Annotated in this window: 20 protein-coding genes and 1 riboswitch; of the genes, 7 read left to right on the forward strand and 13 right to left on the reverse strand. The window is 67.7% G+C overall.

Translation table 11 applies throughout. The annotated features are described in order from the left end of the window. Window positions 1-49: 49 nt before the first annotated feature. Together C5O79_RS24020 and C5O79_RS38220 are read right to left on the reverse strand one after the other, a co-directional pair. Complete coding sequence (locus tag C5O79_RS24020; RefSeq protein WP_122475948.1) at window positions 50-514, reverse strand: cupin domain-containing protein; 465 nt, start codon at window positions 512-514, stop codon at window positions 50-52. Window positions 515-718: 204 nt separating this feature from the next. Continuing rightward, window positions 719-868 carry a hypothetical protein gene (locus C5O79_RS38220; protein WP_163008993.1) on the reverse strand — a complete coding sequence of 50 codons (150 nt, stop codon included), beginning with the start codon at window positions 866-868 and terminating at the stop codon, window positions 719-721. Here C5O79_RS38220 and C5O79_RS24025 point away from each other — a divergent pair. Further along, window positions 867-2,123, forward strand: a complete 1,257-nt coding sequence (locus C5O79_RS24025; RefSeq protein ID WP_131931810.1) for a collagen-like triple helix repeat-containing protein — start codon at window positions 867-869, stop codon at window positions 2,121-2,123. The two genes, C5O79_RS38220 and C5O79_RS24025, sit on opposite strands and share 2 nt — an antisense overlap. 121 nt (window positions 2,124-2,244) lie before the next feature. On the opposite strand, the gene C5O79_RS24030 is transcribed toward C5O79_RS24025, so the two are convergent. Then, on the reverse strand, window positions 2,245-2,706 hold the full coding sequence (locus C5O79_RS24030; RefSeq protein WP_046547924.1) for an Lrp/AsnC family transcriptional regulator: 462 nt from the start codon (window positions 2,704-2,706) through the stop codon (window positions 2,245-2,247). A 116-nt stretch (window positions 2,707-2,822) separates the two neighbouring features. Here C5O79_RS24030 and C5O79_RS24035 point away from each other — a divergent pair, with 116 nt between their 5' ends. Continuing rightward, window positions 2,823-3,455: a LysE family transporter gene (locus C5O79_RS24035; protein ID WP_122475943.1), complete on the forward strand. Its 633-nt coding sequence runs from the start codon at window positions 2,823-2,825 to the stop codon at window positions 3,453-3,455. A 30-nt stretch (window positions 3,456-3,485) separates the two neighbouring features. Here C5O79_RS24035 and C5O79_RS24040 read toward each other — a convergent pair whose 3' ends face one another. The 6 genes from C5O79_RS24040 to C5O79_RS24065 all read right to left on the reverse strand — a co-directional run bounded on the left by C5O79_RS24040 (window position 3,486) and on the right by C5O79_RS24065 (window position 10,584). Further along, entirely contained in the window at window positions 3,486-4,511 is a 1,026-nt protein-coding gene (locus tag C5O79_RS24040) for an alpha/beta hydrolase (RefSeq protein ID WP_122477439.1), read from the reverse strand. Window positions 4,512-4,540: 29 nt separating this feature from the next. After that, entirely contained in the window at window positions 4,541-5,212 is a 672-nt protein-coding gene (locus tag C5O79_RS24045) for a TetR-like C-terminal domain-containing protein (protein WP_236862329.1), read from the reverse strand. After that, a complete protein-coding gene (locus C5O79_RS24050) occupies window positions 5,209-6,054 on the reverse strand; it encodes a GNAT family N-acetyltransferase (protein ID WP_122475938.1) in 846 nt (281 codons plus the stop codon). The genes C5O79_RS24045 and C5O79_RS24050 overlap by 4 nt, the downstream gene beginning before the upstream one ends. A 115-nt stretch (window positions 6,055-6,169) precedes the next feature. Continuing rightward, on the reverse strand, window positions 6,170-6,739 hold the full coding sequence (locus C5O79_RS24055) for a YdeI/OmpD-associated family protein (RefSeq protein WP_122475936.1): 570 nt from the start codon (window positions 6,737-6,739) through the stop codon (window positions 6,170-6,172). A 237-nt stretch (window positions 6,740-6,976) separates the two neighbouring features. Further along, window positions 6,977-8,905, reverse strand: coding sequence for a TonB-dependent receptor (locus tag C5O79_RS24060; RefSeq protein WP_131931812.1), 1,929 nt, complete (start codon window positions 8,903-8,905; stop codon window positions 6,977-6,979). 337 nt (window positions 8,906-9,242) lie between these two features. Then, window positions 9,243-9,436, reverse strand: a riboswitch (cobalamin riboswitch). An 89-nt stretch (window positions 9,437-9,525) separates the two neighbouring features. After that, on the reverse strand, window positions 9,526-10,584 hold the full coding sequence (locus C5O79_RS24065) for an AraC family transcriptional regulator (protein WP_122475931.1): 1,059 nt from the start codon (window positions 10,582-10,584) through the stop codon (window positions 9,526-9,528). 167 nt (window positions 10,585-10,751) lie between these two features. Here C5O79_RS24065 and C5O79_RS24070 point away from each other — a divergent pair, with 167 nt between their 5' ends. Genes C5O79_RS24070 through C5O79_RS24090 form a run of 5 tightly spaced genes read left to right on the forward strand, consistent with a single transcriptional unit; the run spans window position 10,752 to window position 14,497 of the window. Next, window positions 10,752-11,096 carry a hypothetical protein gene (locus C5O79_RS24070; protein ID WP_122475928.1) on the forward strand — a complete coding sequence of 115 codons (345 nt, stop codon included), beginning with the start codon at window positions 10,752-10,754 and terminating at the stop codon, window positions 11,094-11,096. Next, window positions 11,086-11,718: a Dabb family protein gene (locus tag C5O79_RS24075; RefSeq protein ID WP_122475926.1), complete on the forward strand. Its 633-nt coding sequence runs from the start codon at window positions 11,086-11,088 to the stop codon at window positions 11,716-11,718. Before C5O79_RS24070 ends, C5O79_RS24075 begins: the two co-directional genes overlap by 11 nt. Before the next feature lie 49 nt (window positions 11,719-11,767). After that, window positions 11,768-12,760 carry an NADP-dependent oxidoreductase gene (locus C5O79_RS24080; protein WP_122475923.1) on the forward strand — a complete coding sequence of 331 codons (993 nt, stop codon included), beginning with the start codon at window positions 11,768-11,770 and terminating at the stop codon, window positions 12,758-12,760. Between the two features lie 31 nt (window positions 12,761-12,791). After that, window positions 12,792-13,667, forward strand: a complete 876-nt coding sequence (locus C5O79_RS24085; protein ID WP_047849917.1) for an SDR family NAD(P)-dependent oxidoreductase — start codon at window positions 12,792-12,794, stop codon at window positions 13,665-13,667. Window positions 13,668-13,672: 5 nt separating this feature from the next. Beyond that, complete coding sequence (locus C5O79_RS24090) at window positions 13,673-14,497, forward strand: SDR family NAD(P)-dependent oxidoreductase (protein WP_122475921.1); 825 nt, start codon at window positions 13,673-13,675, stop codon at window positions 14,495-14,497. A 35-nt stretch (window positions 14,498-14,532) separates the two neighbouring features. On the opposite strand, the gene C5O79_RS24095 is transcribed toward C5O79_RS24090, so the two are convergent. The 4 genes from C5O79_RS24095 to C5O79_RS24110 all read right to left on the reverse strand — a co-directional run bounded on the left by C5O79_RS24095 (window position 14,533) and on the right by C5O79_RS24110 (window position 17,141). Continuing rightward, a complete protein-coding gene (locus C5O79_RS24095) occupies window positions 14,533-14,781 on the reverse strand; it encodes a hypothetical protein (RefSeq protein ID WP_122475918.1) in 249 nt (82 codons plus the stop codon). Window positions 14,782-14,898: 117 nt separating this feature from the next. Then, entirely contained in the window at window positions 14,899-15,873 is a 975-nt protein-coding gene (locus tag C5O79_RS24100) for a threo-3-hydroxy-L-aspartate ammonia-lyase (RefSeq protein ID WP_046547911.1), read from the reverse strand. A 63-nt stretch (window positions 15,874-15,936) separates the two neighbouring features. Further along, a complete protein-coding gene (locus tag C5O79_RS24105; protein ID WP_046547910.1) occupies window positions 15,937-16,575 on the reverse strand; it encodes a PAS domain-containing protein in 639 nt (212 codons plus the stop codon). A gap of 62 nt (window positions 16,576-16,637) precedes the next feature. After that, the gene (locus C5O79_RS24110) at window positions 16,638-17,141 is read right to left on the reverse strand and encodes a YbaK/prolyl-tRNA synthetase associated domain-containing protein (protein WP_046547909.1); all 504 of its coding nucleotides are present in this window, start codon (window positions 17,139-17,141) and stop codon (window positions 16,638-16,640) included. Window positions 17,142-17,580 lie beyond the last annotated feature (439 nt).

A 17,580-nucleotide genomic window follows, 5' to 3' on the forward strand; every position in this document is an offset into this window, starting at 1 on the left:
CACGGGTGACGGCCGGCCGCGGGCGGTCCTGCGTCGAGCGATGCCGGCATCACGCACTTTCGGTGCCGAGATCCACGAAGACCTTGTTGGCGCCCGCCTTGTACAGCCGCTTGCCGAGCTTCGGATAGTCGCACACGTCGTGTTCCGGCCGGTTGCCCGCCACGAGATAGACCAGCGGCTGATCGCCCGTATTCAGCATCGTGTGCGCGCTGCCGCCGCGCGGAAATCCCATGAAGTCGCCCGGGCCGATTGCATGGGTCCGGCCATCGACGACTGCCTCGCCGGTTCCCGACAGGACGTAGACGCATTCCTCCGCGTAGAGATGCCGGTGGTATTCGGTGGATTCGTGCCCGGGCATCAAGGTCATGAGATGAAAGCCGAGTTGCGTGAGCCCGGTTGCGTCGCCAAGCGAACGCTTCAGGCGGACGGCATTCTCGTTCAGCGGGTGGGTGGAATGCTCCGGTTCCATCGCCGCGATGTCGGCGGCTTTCAGCACTTCACGCGGAGTGTTCATCGTCTGTCCTTGTCGGGAGTCGGGGCGCCGTTCGTGCAGCGAGTGTGAATGATGAGGCGAGTGTCGGCGACAGCGCCGTTTCGCAGACTCGAATGATAGGGACAGGAGCAGGACTGCGTCTTTCTCCGCGCGATGCTACGTAACGCAGGGCCCGCGTTACGCACGCGTTACCCGGGACGCAAGGCTCGATCACGGCTGGTGAAGTCAGGCCCGTATGCCGTGCGTCGCACGCCGGACGGCCGTCGGGACGCGGCCGGCCGAGGCGGCTTGGCAGTCGTCGGCGATGCCGATCTCAATGGCACGATAGATGCTTGTCGGGATGATCGAGCTGAAAAAGAGAGCGGGGGCTTCCATGCAAAATCATTTCATCAAGGCGAACGTTGCGCTCGCCGCCATTGCGACGGCTTGCGCACTGGCTGCGTGCGGCGGCAGCGATGTGACGGCGCCGAAGCCGGGCGGTAACACCATCGGAACGAGTACGAGTGGCACGGGTGGGACTAGTGGCACGAGCGGGACCGGCGGCACGAGCGGAACCAGCGGGACGAGCGGCACGAGCGGAACCAGCGGAACCAGCGGAACCAGCGGAACCAGCGGAACCAGCGGAACCAGCGGAACCAGCGGAACCAGCGGAACCAGCGGGACGAGCGGGACGAGCGGGACCAGCGGTACGAGCGGAACCAGCGGAACCAGTGGCACAAGCGGTACGAGCGGAATCGGTGGCACAAGCGGCACGAGCGGCACCCCGGGCACGAACGGCATCGTCAGCGCCGTCGGCGCGGTCGTCATCGACGCCGGCGTCACGCTCGGCGACATGAGCCCGCCAGTGGGCAAGGGCGTGACCACCGGCCTCGGCAACACGGTCACGGGCGCGGGCACGATCATCCGCGACACGTCGAACGCCGTGAGCAACGGCATCGGTCAGATCGGCTTCACGGCGAACCCGGTCGGCACGACGGTCGCCGGGCTGGGCTCCATCGTCGGCTCGAGCAGCAACCCGGTCACCGGCCTCAGCGACACGGTGAAGGCGCTCGGCACCGGCCCGCTGTCGCCGCTGGCGCCGCTCACGACGCCGGTCGGCGGGCTGCTCGACACCGTCGCCGGCGGCCTCAAGACGGGCGGCACCATGCTCGGCGCGGCCCTGTCGTCGGGCCCGGTCCAGCAGACGACGCAGGCGATCAGCACGGCGATCACGCCGCTCGTCACGACCGTCGGCCAGGTCACGCAGCAGGTCGGCACGGCGACCGGCCTCGGGCAGCCCGTCGCGGGCCTGCTCGGACAGATCGGCGGCGCGATCACGTCGGCGGGATGGAAGGTGACGTCCACGTCACCCCAGCCGCTGGTCGGCGGCGTCGGCGACCTCGTGCGCGCGGTCGGCAACACCGTGACCAACGCGGGCGGCCTCGTGAACCCGGGCGGTGCGAACGGCGCGGTGCCGGTCGCGGGCCTGGTGACGAGCGTGGTCGGCGGTATTCCGGCGACCGTCCACAACGGTTCCACGACTGGCACGGGCGGCGGCTCACCGCTGGGTGGTCTCTCCAATCCGCTGGCACCCGTGACGGGGCTGGTGGGCGGCCTGCTGGGCGGCTTGGGCGGTCTCGCCGGCAAGTAGTCGATCGATGTCGATCGTCACGGCGGTAACCGGCCGAACGATAATCGGCCGCCGGTTACCGCCCGTCGGAATTGCCTGATGATCCCGTGCGGGAAGCGGATCGGACGGGCCTGTCGATGTGTCAATCGCGAACGACGTCGCGCCGCGACGGCGGCCGCGCCAGCCCGCGTGCGGGCAGCGGTGTCGACATCACGATCGACGTTCGGGTTTCACCGTACAGGTTGATGCGTTCGATCAGTTGTTCGAGATGGGTCATGCTGATGGCCGCGAGCCGCATCATGTACGAGTCCGCGCCCGTCACGTGATGGCATTCGACGACTTCGGGAATGGTCTCCAGCAACCGGAGGAATTTTGCCTTTGCCGGTTGCGGCACCGTGATGCCGATCAGCGCGCCGACCGGATAGCCGGCCGCGGCAGGATTGATCCGGGCCGTGTAGCCTTCGATGACGCCGGCCGCTTCAAGCCGCTTCACGCGTTCCGTCACCGCCGGCACCGACAGGTGCACCTGGCGCGCCAGCTCCGTGTAGCTGATGCGGCCGTTGGCCTGCAGCAGCGTCACTATCTTCCAGTCCAGATCGTCCATCACGGCGGTATTTTTTAAGGCGAAGTTGGCATTTTTCCTTAAAAACCGCATTCAGCGATGACGGGACTTTCCCTACGATGCCTGTTCAACATGTGACATGTCGCAAGGAGCAGGCAATGCTGTTCATCAAGTCCGTCGTCATGGGGCTGTCGATCGCGGTGCCGGTCGGGCCGATCGGCATGCTGTGCATCCAGCGCAGCCTGAGCCGCGGTTTTCAGGCGGGATTCGCGACGGGCGTCGGCGCCGCGTGTGCCGATGCGATCTACGGCCTGCTCGGCGCGCTCGGCATCGCGGGTATCGTCACGGCGTTCCCGATGCTGACCGTCGGCCTGAAAATCGGCGGCGGCGCGTTTCTCGTGTGGCTGGCGTGGACCATCGCGCGCCAGGCGCCGGCCGCGTCGACGGCGCAGCGCGACCTGCCGCGCACGTCCGTCCTGCGCGATTTTGTGACGACGTTCGGCCTGACGCTGTCGAACCCGATGACGATCCTGTCGTTCGTCGGGATTTTCGCGGCGCTCGGCCCGCTGTCGGGCGCGCGGGAAGGAGCGGTGTGGCCGGCCGTGGCGCTGATGGTCGCCGGTGTGTTCATCGGTTCCGCGACGTGGTGGCTGTGCCTGAGCGGTACGACCGCCGCACTGCGCACGAAGATGTCGTTCGCGTTCATGCACGGGCTGTCGCGCGTGTCGGCCGCGGTGATCGCGGTATTCGGCGTGATTCAGGTGGTCGCGGGCGTGCGCGGGGTCATCTAGGTCGGTGCGTCGAGCGGATCGCGTCGCCGTTCATCGATTGGCGCTCGACGGGTTCAATTCAACGTCGAACGCCGGCAAATGCGCATGCACGAAGCGCGCGATTTCCTGGCTCAGTTCCCTGTCCTCGGGCGCGCCCATGAATCCGCCATGCGGCATCCCTTCGAATACGTGAAGCTCGGTCGGCACCTGTGCGCGTCGCAACGCGCGATGCAGGCGCACCGCGTTCGACAGGAACAGGTCGCGCGTGCCGCTCTGGATGAAGGTCGGCGGGAAGCCGGCGGAGAAATCGCCGAACAGCGGCGACAGGTACGGATGCGCGAGATCGGCGCCGTTCGCGTAGAGCAGGTTGTTCGGCATCAGCGACGCGGGCAGCACGACATCGACGAGACGGTTGGTTTCGAAGCTGTCGCCGGATTCGGTCAGGTCGACTTCCGGCGACAGCAGCACCAGCGCGGCCGGCAGCGGCAAGCCTTCGTCGCGGGCGCGCAGCACCATCGCCGCGGCGAGGTTGCCGCCCGCCGAGCGTCCGCCGATGACGATGTTTTCCGGTGCGTAGTGCTTCAGCACATAGGCATAGGTCGCGATGCAGTCGTCGAGCGCGGCCGGATACGGATGCTCGGGCGGCAGGCGATAGTCGACGCCGTAGCATCGAATGCCGAGCCGGTCGGCCTGCATCTGCGCGCCGGCGCGACACGCGGCGCCGCCGCCGAGCACCAGCGCACCGCCATGCAGCTCGATGTACGCGCATTCGCTGGACGCTGCTGCTTCGGGCGTGGCGACATGCACGTCCGCCGCGCCGGCCCGGATCGTCTCCACGCTCGAACGCAGATAGCCGCCGAGTTGCTCGATGGCCGCCGCGTAGTGCGCATCGGCGGCCGCCTTGACGCGCATCCATGCATCGAAATCGTCCGGGGACGGCATCACGTGCAGCGCGTTCAGCGGCACGCCGTCGCTGCCGACCAGTCGTTGCAGTGCGGTTCGCGCTTCGTCGCTGATCGACGTCGGGAAGGGGACGACGCGGCTCGGCAGGGCGACACCGTCGGGTTTGTCTTTCATCGATTCGGTTCCGTTGGACATTGCGCGAGTCATGCGGCAGCAGGCCAGTGGCGCAGCATCACGTCCAGCGCATCGAGACTGCGCGACCACGACGCGTCGGAAGCCGGTGCGCTGTGCGCGAAACCGCCCGCGCTTTCGAGCGTGACGTAGCCCATGAAGAAGCCGCCGAGCAGGCGGATCGCATGCGCCTGTTCGGCGTCCGGAATGGCGTAGCTGCGCAGCACGGCCGAGGTCATCCTGACGAGCTGGCCGCCCGCGCTTTCGGCGGCGCGTTCGGCGCTTACCGGGTGGCGCGCTGCGGCGAAGCGACCAGGGTGCTCGCGGGCGTAGTCGCGATAGACGTTGGCGAGGGCGGTGAGCGCGTCCTTGGCGGTGCGGCCGGCCAACGCGTCGGTCGCGCGATCGGCGAGTTCCTTCAGCGCGAACAGTGCGATGCGGCTCTTGAGGTCGTCGAAGCTCGGGATGTGGGAGTACAGGCTGGCCAGTTTGACGTCGAAGTGACGCGCCAGCGCCGCGCCGGTCAGGTGTTCGAAGCCGGTTTCGTCGGCGAGTTGCGCGCCGGCTTCGACGAGTTTGTCCAGGGTGATGCCGGCACGTGCCATGGCGAATGCTATTCGAATTAGTGAAAAGGCTAATTGTATTAGGTTTTGGGGTGGCGTCAATTTCCCGAATTCGGCCGCCGCCATGTTCGTGACGATCACCCCAGCTCGAACGACGTCACCCCGAACACGCGATCGATCGCTATCTCCGGTGCTTCCTTCGTATACATCCGTGCGGTTTCGAACACGCTCGTCATGCCGTGCCGCTCGGCCAGCGCGACGGCCGCGGGGTTCGTTTCCGGCACGTCGAGCACGATGACTTCGCCGGGCATGCGCGCCGCCAGCGCGCGAAACAGCCCGGTGGCGACGCCCGCGTCGTCGGCGAAAAGCGGGCCGATCTTGCAGCCGGTCCTGCAACGGCGCACGACACCGTAGCCGGCGACACGGCCGCCGCTGATCGTCGCGAGCGCAACGGCCTCCGGCTGCGCGATCCAGGCGGAGACGAAACGCTCGCGCGCCGTGGGAAAGCACGCGCGATCATAGGCAAGCAACTGCTCGAACGGCACGTCGGCCGCCGCTACCACGTGCGCGCACCCGATGCCGTCCACGCGTCCCTCGTAGCGGATGTTGCGGTAAGCAAGCTCGAATCCGGACTTCCTGTAGTTCGCCTGCTGGGCGACGACGCCATCGAGCCCGATGTTGCGGTCTCCGAGGTAACGCAGGCCGTGCTGCCAGGTTCGGATACCGAAGCCTTTGCCGCGAAACCCGGGTTTCACGATGTAGAGGCCGATGAAGCCGAAGTGCTCGTCATAAGCGACAGCAGACAGGCACGCGACCGGCTCGCCGCGCCAGACGCCGATAAAGAACCCGGCCGGGTCCGCTGCCCTGAAACAGGAAGGATCGTGCAGGCCGGGGTTCCAGCCTTCTGCCGCCGCCCATTCGATCGACATGGCGACCTCGTCGGCCGACATGGTGCGCACGATGAAGTCTCCGCCTTGGTCCATGGTTCACCCCCATTCGCTGCGTTCACTGATTGCGCGTTGCGGTACCGGCTCCGGCGCCGAAGCAGCCATGACGGGCGATATACGCCGTTTGGCCCCATTCCTGTCGGCGAAAGATCTACGGATGGATGGTTTCGCCGCGATTCAGCATGTCGATGAATTCCCCGATTTTGCGCGCCCGTGTTTCCGGCTTTTTGGCATGCTGTATCCGAAACAGGATGGCATATCGGTTGCGGCTGTTCAGTGTTGCGAAAAACTTGCGGGCTTCCGGATTGGCGTCCAGGGCCGCCTGCAGGTCGTCCGGCACGATCGAGTTGCTGGCCGACGTATAGGCAGCCTGCCAGCGGCCGTCCGTTCTGGCTTTCTCGATTTCGCGCAAGCCGGGCGGGCGCATCCTGCCGGCGGCGATCAGCGCTTCAGCCCTGTCCGTGTTGAGTTTGGACCAGATGCTTTTTGCGGAGCGCGGGGTGAAGCGTTGCAACCAGTATTGCGCGCTCTCAGCCCGTTTTTGACCATCGATCCAGCCATGGCAGAGGGCGCTTTCCAACGCCTGTTCATAGGTGATGGTTTGCTGCGCGGTGCCTTTTTTCGCCAGACGCAGCCATGTTCCGTCCGACGTGCTGCCGTTTTGCTCCAACCAGTTTTCCCATTCGATCTGGCTGGTCAATGTCAGCGCGCATTCGGTCATGTCACTGTCCTGAATGGTGGAGTCCATGTGCGGGGAAGGCGTCCGCAGTCTAACAGTGTTGATACGGACAGCAACGTGTGCGGTGCGACGAAAGACCGACGGCTCGGTAGCCGTCGGTCCATCGCCCGGTTTTGGGGTGGCATCACCCGTTTCACGAACCCGGCGGCGCAGGCATCGGATGCGCCATGTCAAATGGGAGGCCCTGCCACCTGTCCGGCCAAAGCTTGCCCATTCCCGTCAGAACGTATAACTCACCTTCCCGAACGCCGTGCGCCCGAGCGTGTTGTACCCATACGCGGTCATGTACTGACGATCGAACAGATTCGACACCGTCGCCGACACCGTCAGATGCGAATTGATCCGGTACGACGCGCGCAGGCCCACCGTCAGGTACGAAGGCAGATAGGCCGAATTCGCCGGATCGTCGAACGTCGTGCCGCCATAAAGCAGCGACGCCCCCGTGCTCAACGCATGCAGGTGCAGTTCATCCCATGCGTGATCGATGTTGAGGCTGACCGTCTGGCGCGGCCGGCGGTTGAGCCACGAGTCGTTGGTTTCGTCCTGCGGATTCAGGATCCCGACCGCGACGCTCACCGGCGTCGAGCGGCCGATCGTTCCCTTGTACGACAGGTCGATGCCGCGAATATGCGCGCGGCCGATGTTCATCGGCGAGAACGTCGCCGGGTTGTACGCGATCAGGTTGGTGACGCGCGTATCGTAGATCGCGGCCGTGAACGTGCCATACGACGTGTTCGCATCGATCGCTGCCTCGACCGACGTGTTGCGTTCCGGGCTGAGGTTCGGGTTGCCGTAGCCGGGGTAGTACAGGTCGTTGAACGACGGCAGCTTGAACGCGTTGCCGTACGACACGCGCGCCGTGTACACCGGCGTGATCGCCCACGCGAGCGCCGCGTTACCCGTATTCACAGACTGCCCGGCGATGATTTCATGACGCCCCGCGAGGAACATCGTCACGCTGCCGAGCGTCGCCGACTGGTGCAGCGAGAACGCGGAATCGTTGCGCGTCGGCACGCCGTTCGGAATGTCGACCGGCAGGAATGCCTGCTCGCGCGTGAAGTCGTATGCGAGCTTGGTTTCGCCCGACAGCGGTAGCCCGAACAGATGGAATCCGCGCTCCTGGTGCGTCAACGACGTCGACGTGCTGACGCGCTGCGAATTGATCTGGTCGGTCGGGATGCTCGGATCGCTCGCGTAGATGAACCCGCGATCGTTCGCATAACCGAACGACTGGTCGAACTGCGTGTCCGGCGTGATGTCGAGGTGGAACGCGATACCGGCAGTCAGCTGATGATCGAGCTGGCGGTTCGCATAGCCGCGGTTGTCGTAGGACAGATCGGACCGGTGATACAGCGCGAACGTCGAGACCGACCAGTTGTCGCGTGCGTAGCCGACGCGCGCATCGAGATCCTGTGCGTGGTACGGGTTGCGACCTGCCTCGTGCCCGTACGCGAAGGGCCGCGTCGCGTCGATGCCGGCCGTGTTGTACGAGTGCAGGCCCAGCGAGTAGGTGAGCCCGCCGAGTGCGGCGAGCGGCCCGGTCGACGGCACCGTGCCCGACGTGCGCAGTTGCGTGTCGAACGTCTTGTTCGACCCGCCGCCGAACGACACGGTGGTCTGGTTCGGCTGGTTGGCCGCGCGGCGCGTGAAGAGCTGCACGACGCCGCCCATCGCATTGGCGCCGAACGACGCGGCGGCCGGCCCCGAGATCACTTCCACACGTTCGAACGCTTCGGTCGGCAGGTCGGCCCACGGCGCGATGCCGGTGGTCGGCGAGCCGATGCGGATGCCGTCGATGAACACGGCGACCTGGCTGGCCGACGAGCCGCGGATGCTGACCGACGCGGACGAACCGGGGCCGCCGTTCTGCGAGACGGTTACGCCGGGCAGCGTCGCGAGCGCCTGCGTGATGCTCGGGTCGCTCGGCGACAGCCGGTCGAGATCGGTGCGCGTGAGCACCTGGGTCGTCGCATAGCGCTGGTCGAACGACTCGGGCAGCCGGCGTGTGTCGGCCACGTTGATCGTCGGCAGGTCGGCGGCGTCGGCGGCCGGGGCCGGTTGCGCAACCGCGGTGTCGCCGGCGGCGTGGGCGAGCGGCGAGAGAAGCGCGGTCGCGGCGGACGTGGCAAGGAGGTGTCGAATCTTCATGAGGCTGTCGTTGTGGTCGGGCTGCGCATGCGTCGATCGTGAGCGGGCGGCGGCACCGGTTTTGTTGTCCGTGATCGGGCTATCGCGCGGCCGGGTCGAGCGGGCAGCAGTCGAGGGCGTCGGTGCGGCACATGCCGGCGGACGCGGTCGATCGGGAGCGGCGCGCGCGAGCAGGCGGGCCGTGCATGCCGGCGGTGTGCCGGCGCGACGCTTCCGGGGAGGAAGCGGATGCGGTAACAGTGGACATCGGGCGGATCCTGAGGTCGGGCCGTCCATGCAACGGGCGACCGCCAATGGCGGTGCCTGGCGCGCCGGGACACCCCGCCCGGTGCGGCTGCTTGGACCTCGGGTCGATGGCAGGTCTCCTGGCTCGCGGGTCCTGATTCGTGCCGGCCTTCCCGGTTTCCCAGTGGCATGCAGTGGCACGGATTCGCCGCTCACAGTTGCGGGGGCAGCCGCAGATTCGAGGCGCGGCCTCTCCTGCGTTCCCTTTTGATCCCATCCCTGGGAACCATCAGCGCGCAAGGGTAAAGGCGCGCGCTCCTGCGCGTCAATTGTCGGGCAGCCCCCGGATGCGAAAAAACGTCATCGATGCGCAAAAACTTTCGAAATCCTGTCTTTCATGCGTCGATGGCGCGTTTCATGTCTGACGAAATGGCGTGGTTTGCTGCCATGCAATCGCGCCGGAACCGGCTCGGGGCGATACCCGTCCACCTGACGAACGCGCGGCGGAAGGCCTCCTCGCCGCCGAACCCGAGATGCGCGGCAATCCGCGCGACCGGCCAGTCCGACTCGCGCAGGCAGCGTTGCGCGGCATCGGCGAGACACTGCTCCCGCAGCACGTGATAACCGCTGCCTTCGGCTACCAGCCGCCGCCGCAACGTCGCCTCGCTCACACCGAGCCACACGGCCAGTTCGGCGAGTGCCGGCAACGCCTGCTCGTGCGCGAGCGCCGCATCGAGAAAGCCGCGCACCTGCTGCGCCCACGACACGACGGCCGGCGCCGCATCGATCAGGCGAAACGGAAAATCGACGAGAAATGCGTCGAGCTCGGCCGGTTGCCGGATCACGCGGCACTCGAGCCGCGCCGCATCGAATGCGAAGCCGTAGCTCTTGCGGCCCACCTCGACCGGTGCATTGAACAACCCGAGCAGCGGCATCGCGTCGTCGCGGCGAGGATGACCGAGCCACACGTCGGTCGGCTGCAGCGGCTGCCCGATCAGCCAGCCGAACAGCTGCAGATAGCAGAACAACCCCGTCAGGTCGACGAGGCACGCGGCCGGGCTGCGTGTGCGGCGCAGCGAATCCATCCGGAACGTCGCGCGCCCGTCACGCACGGCGAGCGACAGCGCGCCGGCGCGCGGCGTCAGCATCTCGCCGAATTCGCGCGCACAGCGGATCGCGTCGGCGAGCGTCGCGCAGCTCAGCAGGCAGCGGCACATCAGGTCGACTTCGCGCTTGCGCATCGGCGGGTGGCCGTCGCCACGCGCGACCTGCGCCTCGAGGCGTTCGATCGCGTCGCGGTACAGCGCGACGAAATCGCCCGGCGTCGCTGCCGGTTGCGGCGGCTGCGCGTCGCGATCGGCCGGCGGCGCGCCGCTGCGCGTGAGTTCGCTCAGCAGGCGTGCACCGAGGCCCGGCAAGATGCGGCCGCGGGCCGGCATGACGCGCGGTTTCATGAGTCTCCCGATCTGAGCGTTGTGACAGGGGCCGGTGAGCGCGGTGGTAGGGGTCCGACGACCGTCGCCACGCAAGAATGCTATCCACGCCGACCGCCTTTGGCCTCACCGAAACGGCGTAGGCACGCTGCGCATCCCTGTCACGAACGACCCCGAACGACACGCGAATGATCCAGATCGTAGACGAAATCACGCTCGCGCCCGAGCGTATTCCCGACGTGCTTGCACTGCTGCGCGACCGTTACCTGCCGGGCCATGCGGCGCGCGGGCTGACGGCGGCCGGCCGCTGGGTGTCGCCGCCCGTCGCGGTGCCGGGGCAGTCGAGCACGCTGTGGCTGACCTGGCACGTGGCCGACGCGCCGGCCTACTACCGGATGCGCGCGCTGACGGATGCCGACGTGGCCGGTTTCTGGATGGCCGTCGACGCGCTGTGCGACGTGCGCCGCCGCCATGTGATGACGGATGCCGATGCGCCGCTGCCCGCGCTGACGGAGGTCGATCATGCGGCATGACACGGCACAGGTATTCGTGTCGGCGAATTGCGATGCCGGCGCGATCGAGCATGCATTGCACGAAGCCGCGCACGCGCGGCCCGGCACGAAACGCGTGGCATTGGCACGCAATCTGGACGGCAGCTGGGGCGCGGGAGACTACACGCTCGACGTATTGGACGACGAGTCGGCGGCCGACGGTACGGCGGATTTCACTGTATTGGCTCGATTGCCGGGCATCGAGCGCATCGACGGCGCTCGATGCCGCGCGATCGGCGGCGGCCTGCGCGAACCGGCGCTGCGCGACGGCGTGTGGCGCACGCTGATGCTGCGCGTGCGGCCGCAGGCCGGCACCGCGCGGATCGCCGCGCTCGAACGCGACCTGCTGCAGATGCCCGCGTTCATGCCCGGCATCCGCAACTGGCGCCTGAGCCGGATCGAGACCCCCGGCGCATGGACGCACGTGTGGCAGCAGGAATTCGCGCACGTCGGCGATCTGCTCGGCGAATACCTGATGCATCCGTATCACTGGGGCTGGGTCGACCGCCGGTTCGACGCCGAAAGCCCCGACTGGACGGTCGATGCGATCTCGCATGCGTTCTGTCCGCTCGCGTCGAGCCTGCTGGCCGATACGGCGGCGTGACGCGCAGCCCACATCGAGCCGACATCAGACCAACCCTGGAGACACGAAGATGCGAGCCCTGTTGATCGACCGCGTCGGTCATTCCGACACCTTGCGAATGGCCGACGTGCCGGCCCCGACGCCGGGCCCCGGCGACGTGCTGATCCGCGTCGCCTGCGCGGGCATCAATCCCGCCGACTGGAAATGCCGCGAAGGCTACCTCGGCGCATTCATGCAATACACGTTTCCGTTCGTGATCGGTTTCGACGCGGCGGGTGTGGTGGAAGCGGTCGGCGAGGGCGTCGACGGATTCGAACCCGGCATGCGCGTGTTCGCGCAGACCGACGTCGGCGCGGGGCGCTGGGGCGCGTTTGCGGAATACGTCGCGGTGCGTCACGACTCGGTCGTGCGCGTGCCCGACGCGGTGAGCCTGGCGGAAGCCGCCACGGTGCCGACGCCCGCGCTCGCCGCATGGGCCGGCCTGTTCGACGACGGCGGGCTGCAGGCGGGCCAGACCGTGCTGGTACACGGCGGCGCGGGTGCGGTCGGCACGTTCGCGATCCAGCTGGCGGTGCAGGCCGGCGCGCGCGTCGCGGCGACGTGTTCGGCGCGCAACCGCGAGACGGTCGAATCGCTGGGCGCGGCGGCGAGCATCGACTATCGCGCGCAGGACATCGCCGAGGCGCTGCGCTCATGGGCGCCCGGCGGTGTCGACCTCGTGCTCGACGCGGTCGGCGGCGACACGCTGGCCAATCCACTCGACCTGCTGGCGCCTGGCGGCACGCTGGTGAACATCATGACGCTCGCGGCCGGCGATGCGGAGCGGCTCGCCGCGACGGCCGCCGTTGCCGCACGACGCGGCCTGCGCACCGCGATGACCTACAGCCGGACGCCGAGCGGCGGCACGCTCGGCCGGATCGCGGCGCAACTGGAGAAGCGCGCGCTGCGCGTGCCGCGTTTCGATCGTTTTCCGCTCGAACAGGCGGCCCGCGCACTCGATCTCGTTCAAACGGGCGAGGCGAAAACGAAGCTGGTGCTTCATGTTGCGGATATCGCCCGCTGAGCGGCCCGCACGCACATCACAGGAGACAACGATGATCGATACCCGAACCGGCGTACTGGCCGGCAAGTGCGCGCTCGTGACGGGCGCAAGCCGCGGCATTGGCCGTGCGATCGCGCAGCGCCTCGCGTCCGAAGGCGCGACCGTCGTCGTGACGGCGCGCAGCCTCGCGCAATCGGCGACGACCGCCGGCACGCTTGCCGAAACGGTTGCGCTGATCGAGCAGGCCGGCGGCCGCGCGATCGCGCTTGCGGCCGACCTGTCGAACGCAGCCGAGCGCGATGCGCTCGTCGGGCGCGCGGCGCAAGCCGCCGGCGGCCTCGACATCCTTGTCAACAACGCGGGTGTGGCCGACTACGCGTGCGTCGACGCGATGCCGATGACGATGTTCGACACGACGATCGAACACTATCTGCGGATTCCGTTCGCGCTGGCGCAGGCCGCGATCCCGCTGATGCGCGCCCGTGGCGCAGGCTGGATCGTCAACGTCGGCTCGGTGACGGCGCTGCCGCCGCTGCGGCCGTTCGACGATTTCTCGCGTGCGGGCGGCGCGACCGTCTATGCGGCGGTGAAAGCGGCGCTGTCGCGCTTCACGCAGGGGCTCGCGGCCGAACTCGAAGCCGACGGCATCGCGGTGAATCTCGTCGCGCCGAGCACGGCGATCCGCACGCCGGGCGCCGCGCGCTACATCCCTGAAGGCTATCCGACCGAGGACGTCGCGTATCTCGCCGAAACCGCGCTCGCGCTGTGCCGCCTGCCGGCGCGCGAACGCACGGGCCTCGTCACGCACAGCCTGCATTTCCCGCTCGCGCAGCAACTCGCGGTGCGCTCGCTCGACGGCCGCACGGTGCTGCCGCCGCCGGTGATTCCCGCGTATGCGCATCCCCACATCGACCCGACAGGACTTTGATTGACATGACGAATTCGATTCGCTTCGACGGCGGCACCGCCGTGATCACCGGCGCGGCCAGCGGCATCGGCAGCGGGCTCGCACGCCACGCCGCCGGGCTCGGCATGCGCGTCGTGCTGGCCGATCTCGACCCGGCGAAGCTCGACGCATTCGCCGCGACGCTCGACACCGAGGTCCTGTGCGTGCCGACCGACGTCAGCCGGCCGGAAGCCGTCGACGCGTTGGCGGAGGCCGCCTGGCAGCGCTTCGGCGGCGTCGACCTGCTGTTCAACAACGCCGGTGTGATGGCGACCGGCTTCAGCTGGGAAATCACGTCGGAACGCTTCGAGCGCAGCTTCGCGATCAACGTGCACGGCGTGCTGAACGGCATTCGCAGCTTCGTGCCGCGGATGATCGAGCGCAACGTGCCGGCGCGCGTCGTGAACACCGCGTCGGTCGGCGGGTTCCTGCCGAGCCCGCTGATGTCGCCTTATTCGGCGACGAAATTCGCGGTGGTCGCGCTGACGGAGTCGCTGTATGGAGAACTGAAGATGCTGGGCGCACCGGTCGGCGTGTCGTTGCTCGCGCCGGGCCCCGTGCAGTCGGGCATCTTCAACGACCCGTTCGGCGCGGTGCACGACCGGCCCGAGGTGCGCGGCTTCGTCGACACGATGCGCTCGATGCTGAACGCGCACGGGCTCACGCCCGACGCGTTCGCCGCGCGGGTGTTCGACGGTATCCGGGCAGGGCGCTACTGGCTGATTCCGCAACCGGAGACGATCGACGGCGCGCTGCAGCGGCGCACCGACGACATCCTCGCTGCACGCGATCCGTCCCTGCCGTCGTTCTGACGGCCGGGCGCGGCAGCCACGCCCGGCGCGTGCCGTCACATGCGCATGCCGGAATGCGAGCGGCCGCTCGGTTCGCCGCCGCGATCGGGCGGCGTATTGTTCTGATCGATCTTCGCGAGCACGAAGCCGGCGTGCGGCAACGTGCCGGGCGAGCGGTGCGTCGCTTGCGCAACGGCGTCGTGCGGCGACGCGGCGGGGAAACCGGATGACGTCACGCCCGGTTGAGCGAACGCCGAAAGGGAAGCAGCCGCCAGGACGGCGGCGACGATCGCGTGCGATTTCATGGTGGCTCCTTCACGACTGGCTGCGGGAGAACGTAATCAGTCTAGGGCGCGAAACTTAACGCGACGTGAAGGAGTGATGCGGCGCGGATGACGGAATGTTCATGCGCGCCGCGACGTTCATGCCGGCGCCGATACCAGCGCGCAGAAGTTCTCGAGATCGACGTTGCCGCCGCTGATCACCACGCCCACGCGCTTGCCCTGCAGCGCGTCCTTCATCCGTCGCACCGCGGCGAACGACAGGCAGCCGGTCGGCTCGACCACCATCTTCATGCGCGTGGCGAAGAAGCGCATGCAGTCGACCAGTTCCGCGTCCGTCGCGGTCAGGATGTCGTCGACGTCGCGGCGGATGATCGGGAACGTCAGGTTGCCGAGGTGCTGCGTCTGCGCGCCGTCGGCGATCGTGCGCGGCGTGTCGATATGGACGATCGCGCCCGAGCGGAACGATTGCTGGCCGTCGTTGCCGGCTTCCGGCTCGACGCCGTAAAGCGTCGCGTGCGGCGACAGCGCGCGGGTGGCGAGCGCGGTGCCCGACAGCAGCCCGCCGCCGCCGAGCGGCGTGAATACCGCATCGAGCGGGCCGACTTCGTCGAACAGTTCCTTCGCCGCCGTGCCCTGGCCGGCGATCACGTCCGGGTGGTCGTAGGGCGGGATCAGCGTGAGCCCGTGCTGCGCGGCGAGTTCGCGCCCGATCTGCTCGCGATCCTCGGTGTAGCGGTCGTAAGTCACGACCTTGCCGCCGTAGCCGCGCGTCGCGGCCATCTTCGCGGCCGGCGCATCCTGCGGCATCACGATCGTCGCGGGAATGCCGAGCATGCGCGCCGACAGCGCGATCGCCTGCGCATGGTTGCCGGACGAGAACGCGACGACACCGTTGCGGCGTTGCTCCGCGTCGAAGCGCGACAGCGCGTTGAACGCGCCGCGGAACTTGAATGCGCCCATGCGCTGCAGGTTCTCGCACTTGAAGAACACTTGCGCGCCGAGTGCTTCGTCGATCGTCCGCGACGTCATCACCGGCGTGCGGTGCGCATGGCCTTCGAGCCTGGCCGCGGCGGCGGCGACGTCGTCGTATGTGGGGAGAGTCGGAGCGTTCATGGATTGCCTGGTGGTCGTTGGAATCGTTCAGCAGTAGAGCAGCGCGCGTGCCGCGCGCTTGCGTCATTTCGCATCGTTGTAGACGGTCGCGCGCGAGACGCCGAGGTGCTGCGACACGATCTCCATCGCGCGGCGCACTTCGAGGAAACCGTCGGCTTTCAACGTCTGCATCAACTCGCGGCGCTGGTCGGTCTTCAGTTCGCGCGGCGTCGTGGCTAGGCGCATCGCGAATGCGTCGATGCGTTGGCGGATCGCATCCGCGCCGGCCGGATCGAGCGTTTCCGCGACGGCTTCGCCGTCCGTGCTGCAGAACTGGTTCAGCATGCCCTGAAAGCCGCGGAACAGCGTGACGTCGGCATTCAGGCACAGCGCGGCCACGTAGCGGCCGGTCGAATCCTTGATGCCGATCGACGTGCTTTTCGCGGTGCGGCCGTCGGCGAAGCGGTTCGGGTAGTTCGCGAGCACGGGCGGGAAATCGTCGTCCGCGATGCGGGCGAGGCCGAGCTCGGTCGCGGGTTCGCCGACTGCGCGCCCCGACAGGTTGTTGTGGATCGCGAGGATCGCGTGCTTCGGCGTGCGCAGGTCGTGAACCACGACCTCGGTGAACGGCGCGAACATCGCGCCGAGCCCTTCGGCAATGCGCTGCACCTGTTCGATCAGCGATGCCTGTTCGGTCAGCACGAGTTTCCGGGTGGTGGTCATGATGGTTTCGAGGTCAGGTTTCGGATCGATGCGACGGCTTGGGGAAACGGGCGACCGGCGTGCTACTCGCCGCCCGCCGCCTCCGGCCGCGTGATGTCGGCGAGCAGCGGCTGCGCGATCCGCACGTAGTCGGCCGCATCGAGTACGACGGAGCGGTCGAGGCGACCCGCGTTGAAGGCGATCTCGGTGTTGCGTTCGACCAGTGCCGGATCGACGACGAGCGTCACGCTCGGGTCGAACACGAACGGCGGCACGGCGCCCATCACGCAGCGCGTGACGGTGGCCGCGAGGTCGGGCGATGCGAGGGTGGCCTTGCGGCGGCCGACCGCATCGGCGACCTTGCGGAAGTCGATCTTCAGGTGGCCGGGAATCACCGCGAGCGCGGTGGTGTCGCCGCCATCCTTGAACGTGCAGAGCATCGCCTTCGCGCCCTGTTCGGGGCGCGTGCCGCGCAGCGCGGCGATTGCGTCGGATTTCCCTTCGGCCGGATGCTCCAGCACGCGGAACCGCGCGCCGGACGTGTTCAGCAGATCGCAAAGCGTGTCGAAAACGGGATAGTCGCTCATGTCGTTCCGGGCAGGTGGGGCCGGGGGATCGAGGCGCGCCGGGGCGAGTGCTTCGGCGAGTCGGTCGATGGAATGTCCAAGTATAGACGTTTTGTCATGCGCGTGGCAAAGGGGCGGGAGCGCGGGGGGCGTCAACGGTGTTCGGTCGCATCGACGAAAATGCGTCACTCGACCCATTTTTGACGGGTGTCGGGCAAGTCATGGGTCCGCTCGCCAATCGACATCGGCGCCTGTCCCCGGATTTCCGATCCTGCGTAGAATGTCGCCGTCGGGTTCGGCCCTTCGGCCCCTGCAGTGAAACCGACACGACCCAGGCATCGATGTTTTGCAAAATCCGGTCGACCAACCTAAATTACCGCGCCTTGCGCATGGAGCGGATACGACGCGGTCGGTCTGCAAGCGGGCATGAGCGGCGCTGACGCGCCATCGGCACAATCGC

Source organism: Burkholderia sp. SRS-25 (genome assembly GCF_004343765.1).
Lineage (GTDB): Bacteria > Pseudomonadota > Gammaproteobacteria > Burkholderiales > Burkholderiaceae > Burkholderia > Burkholderia contaminans.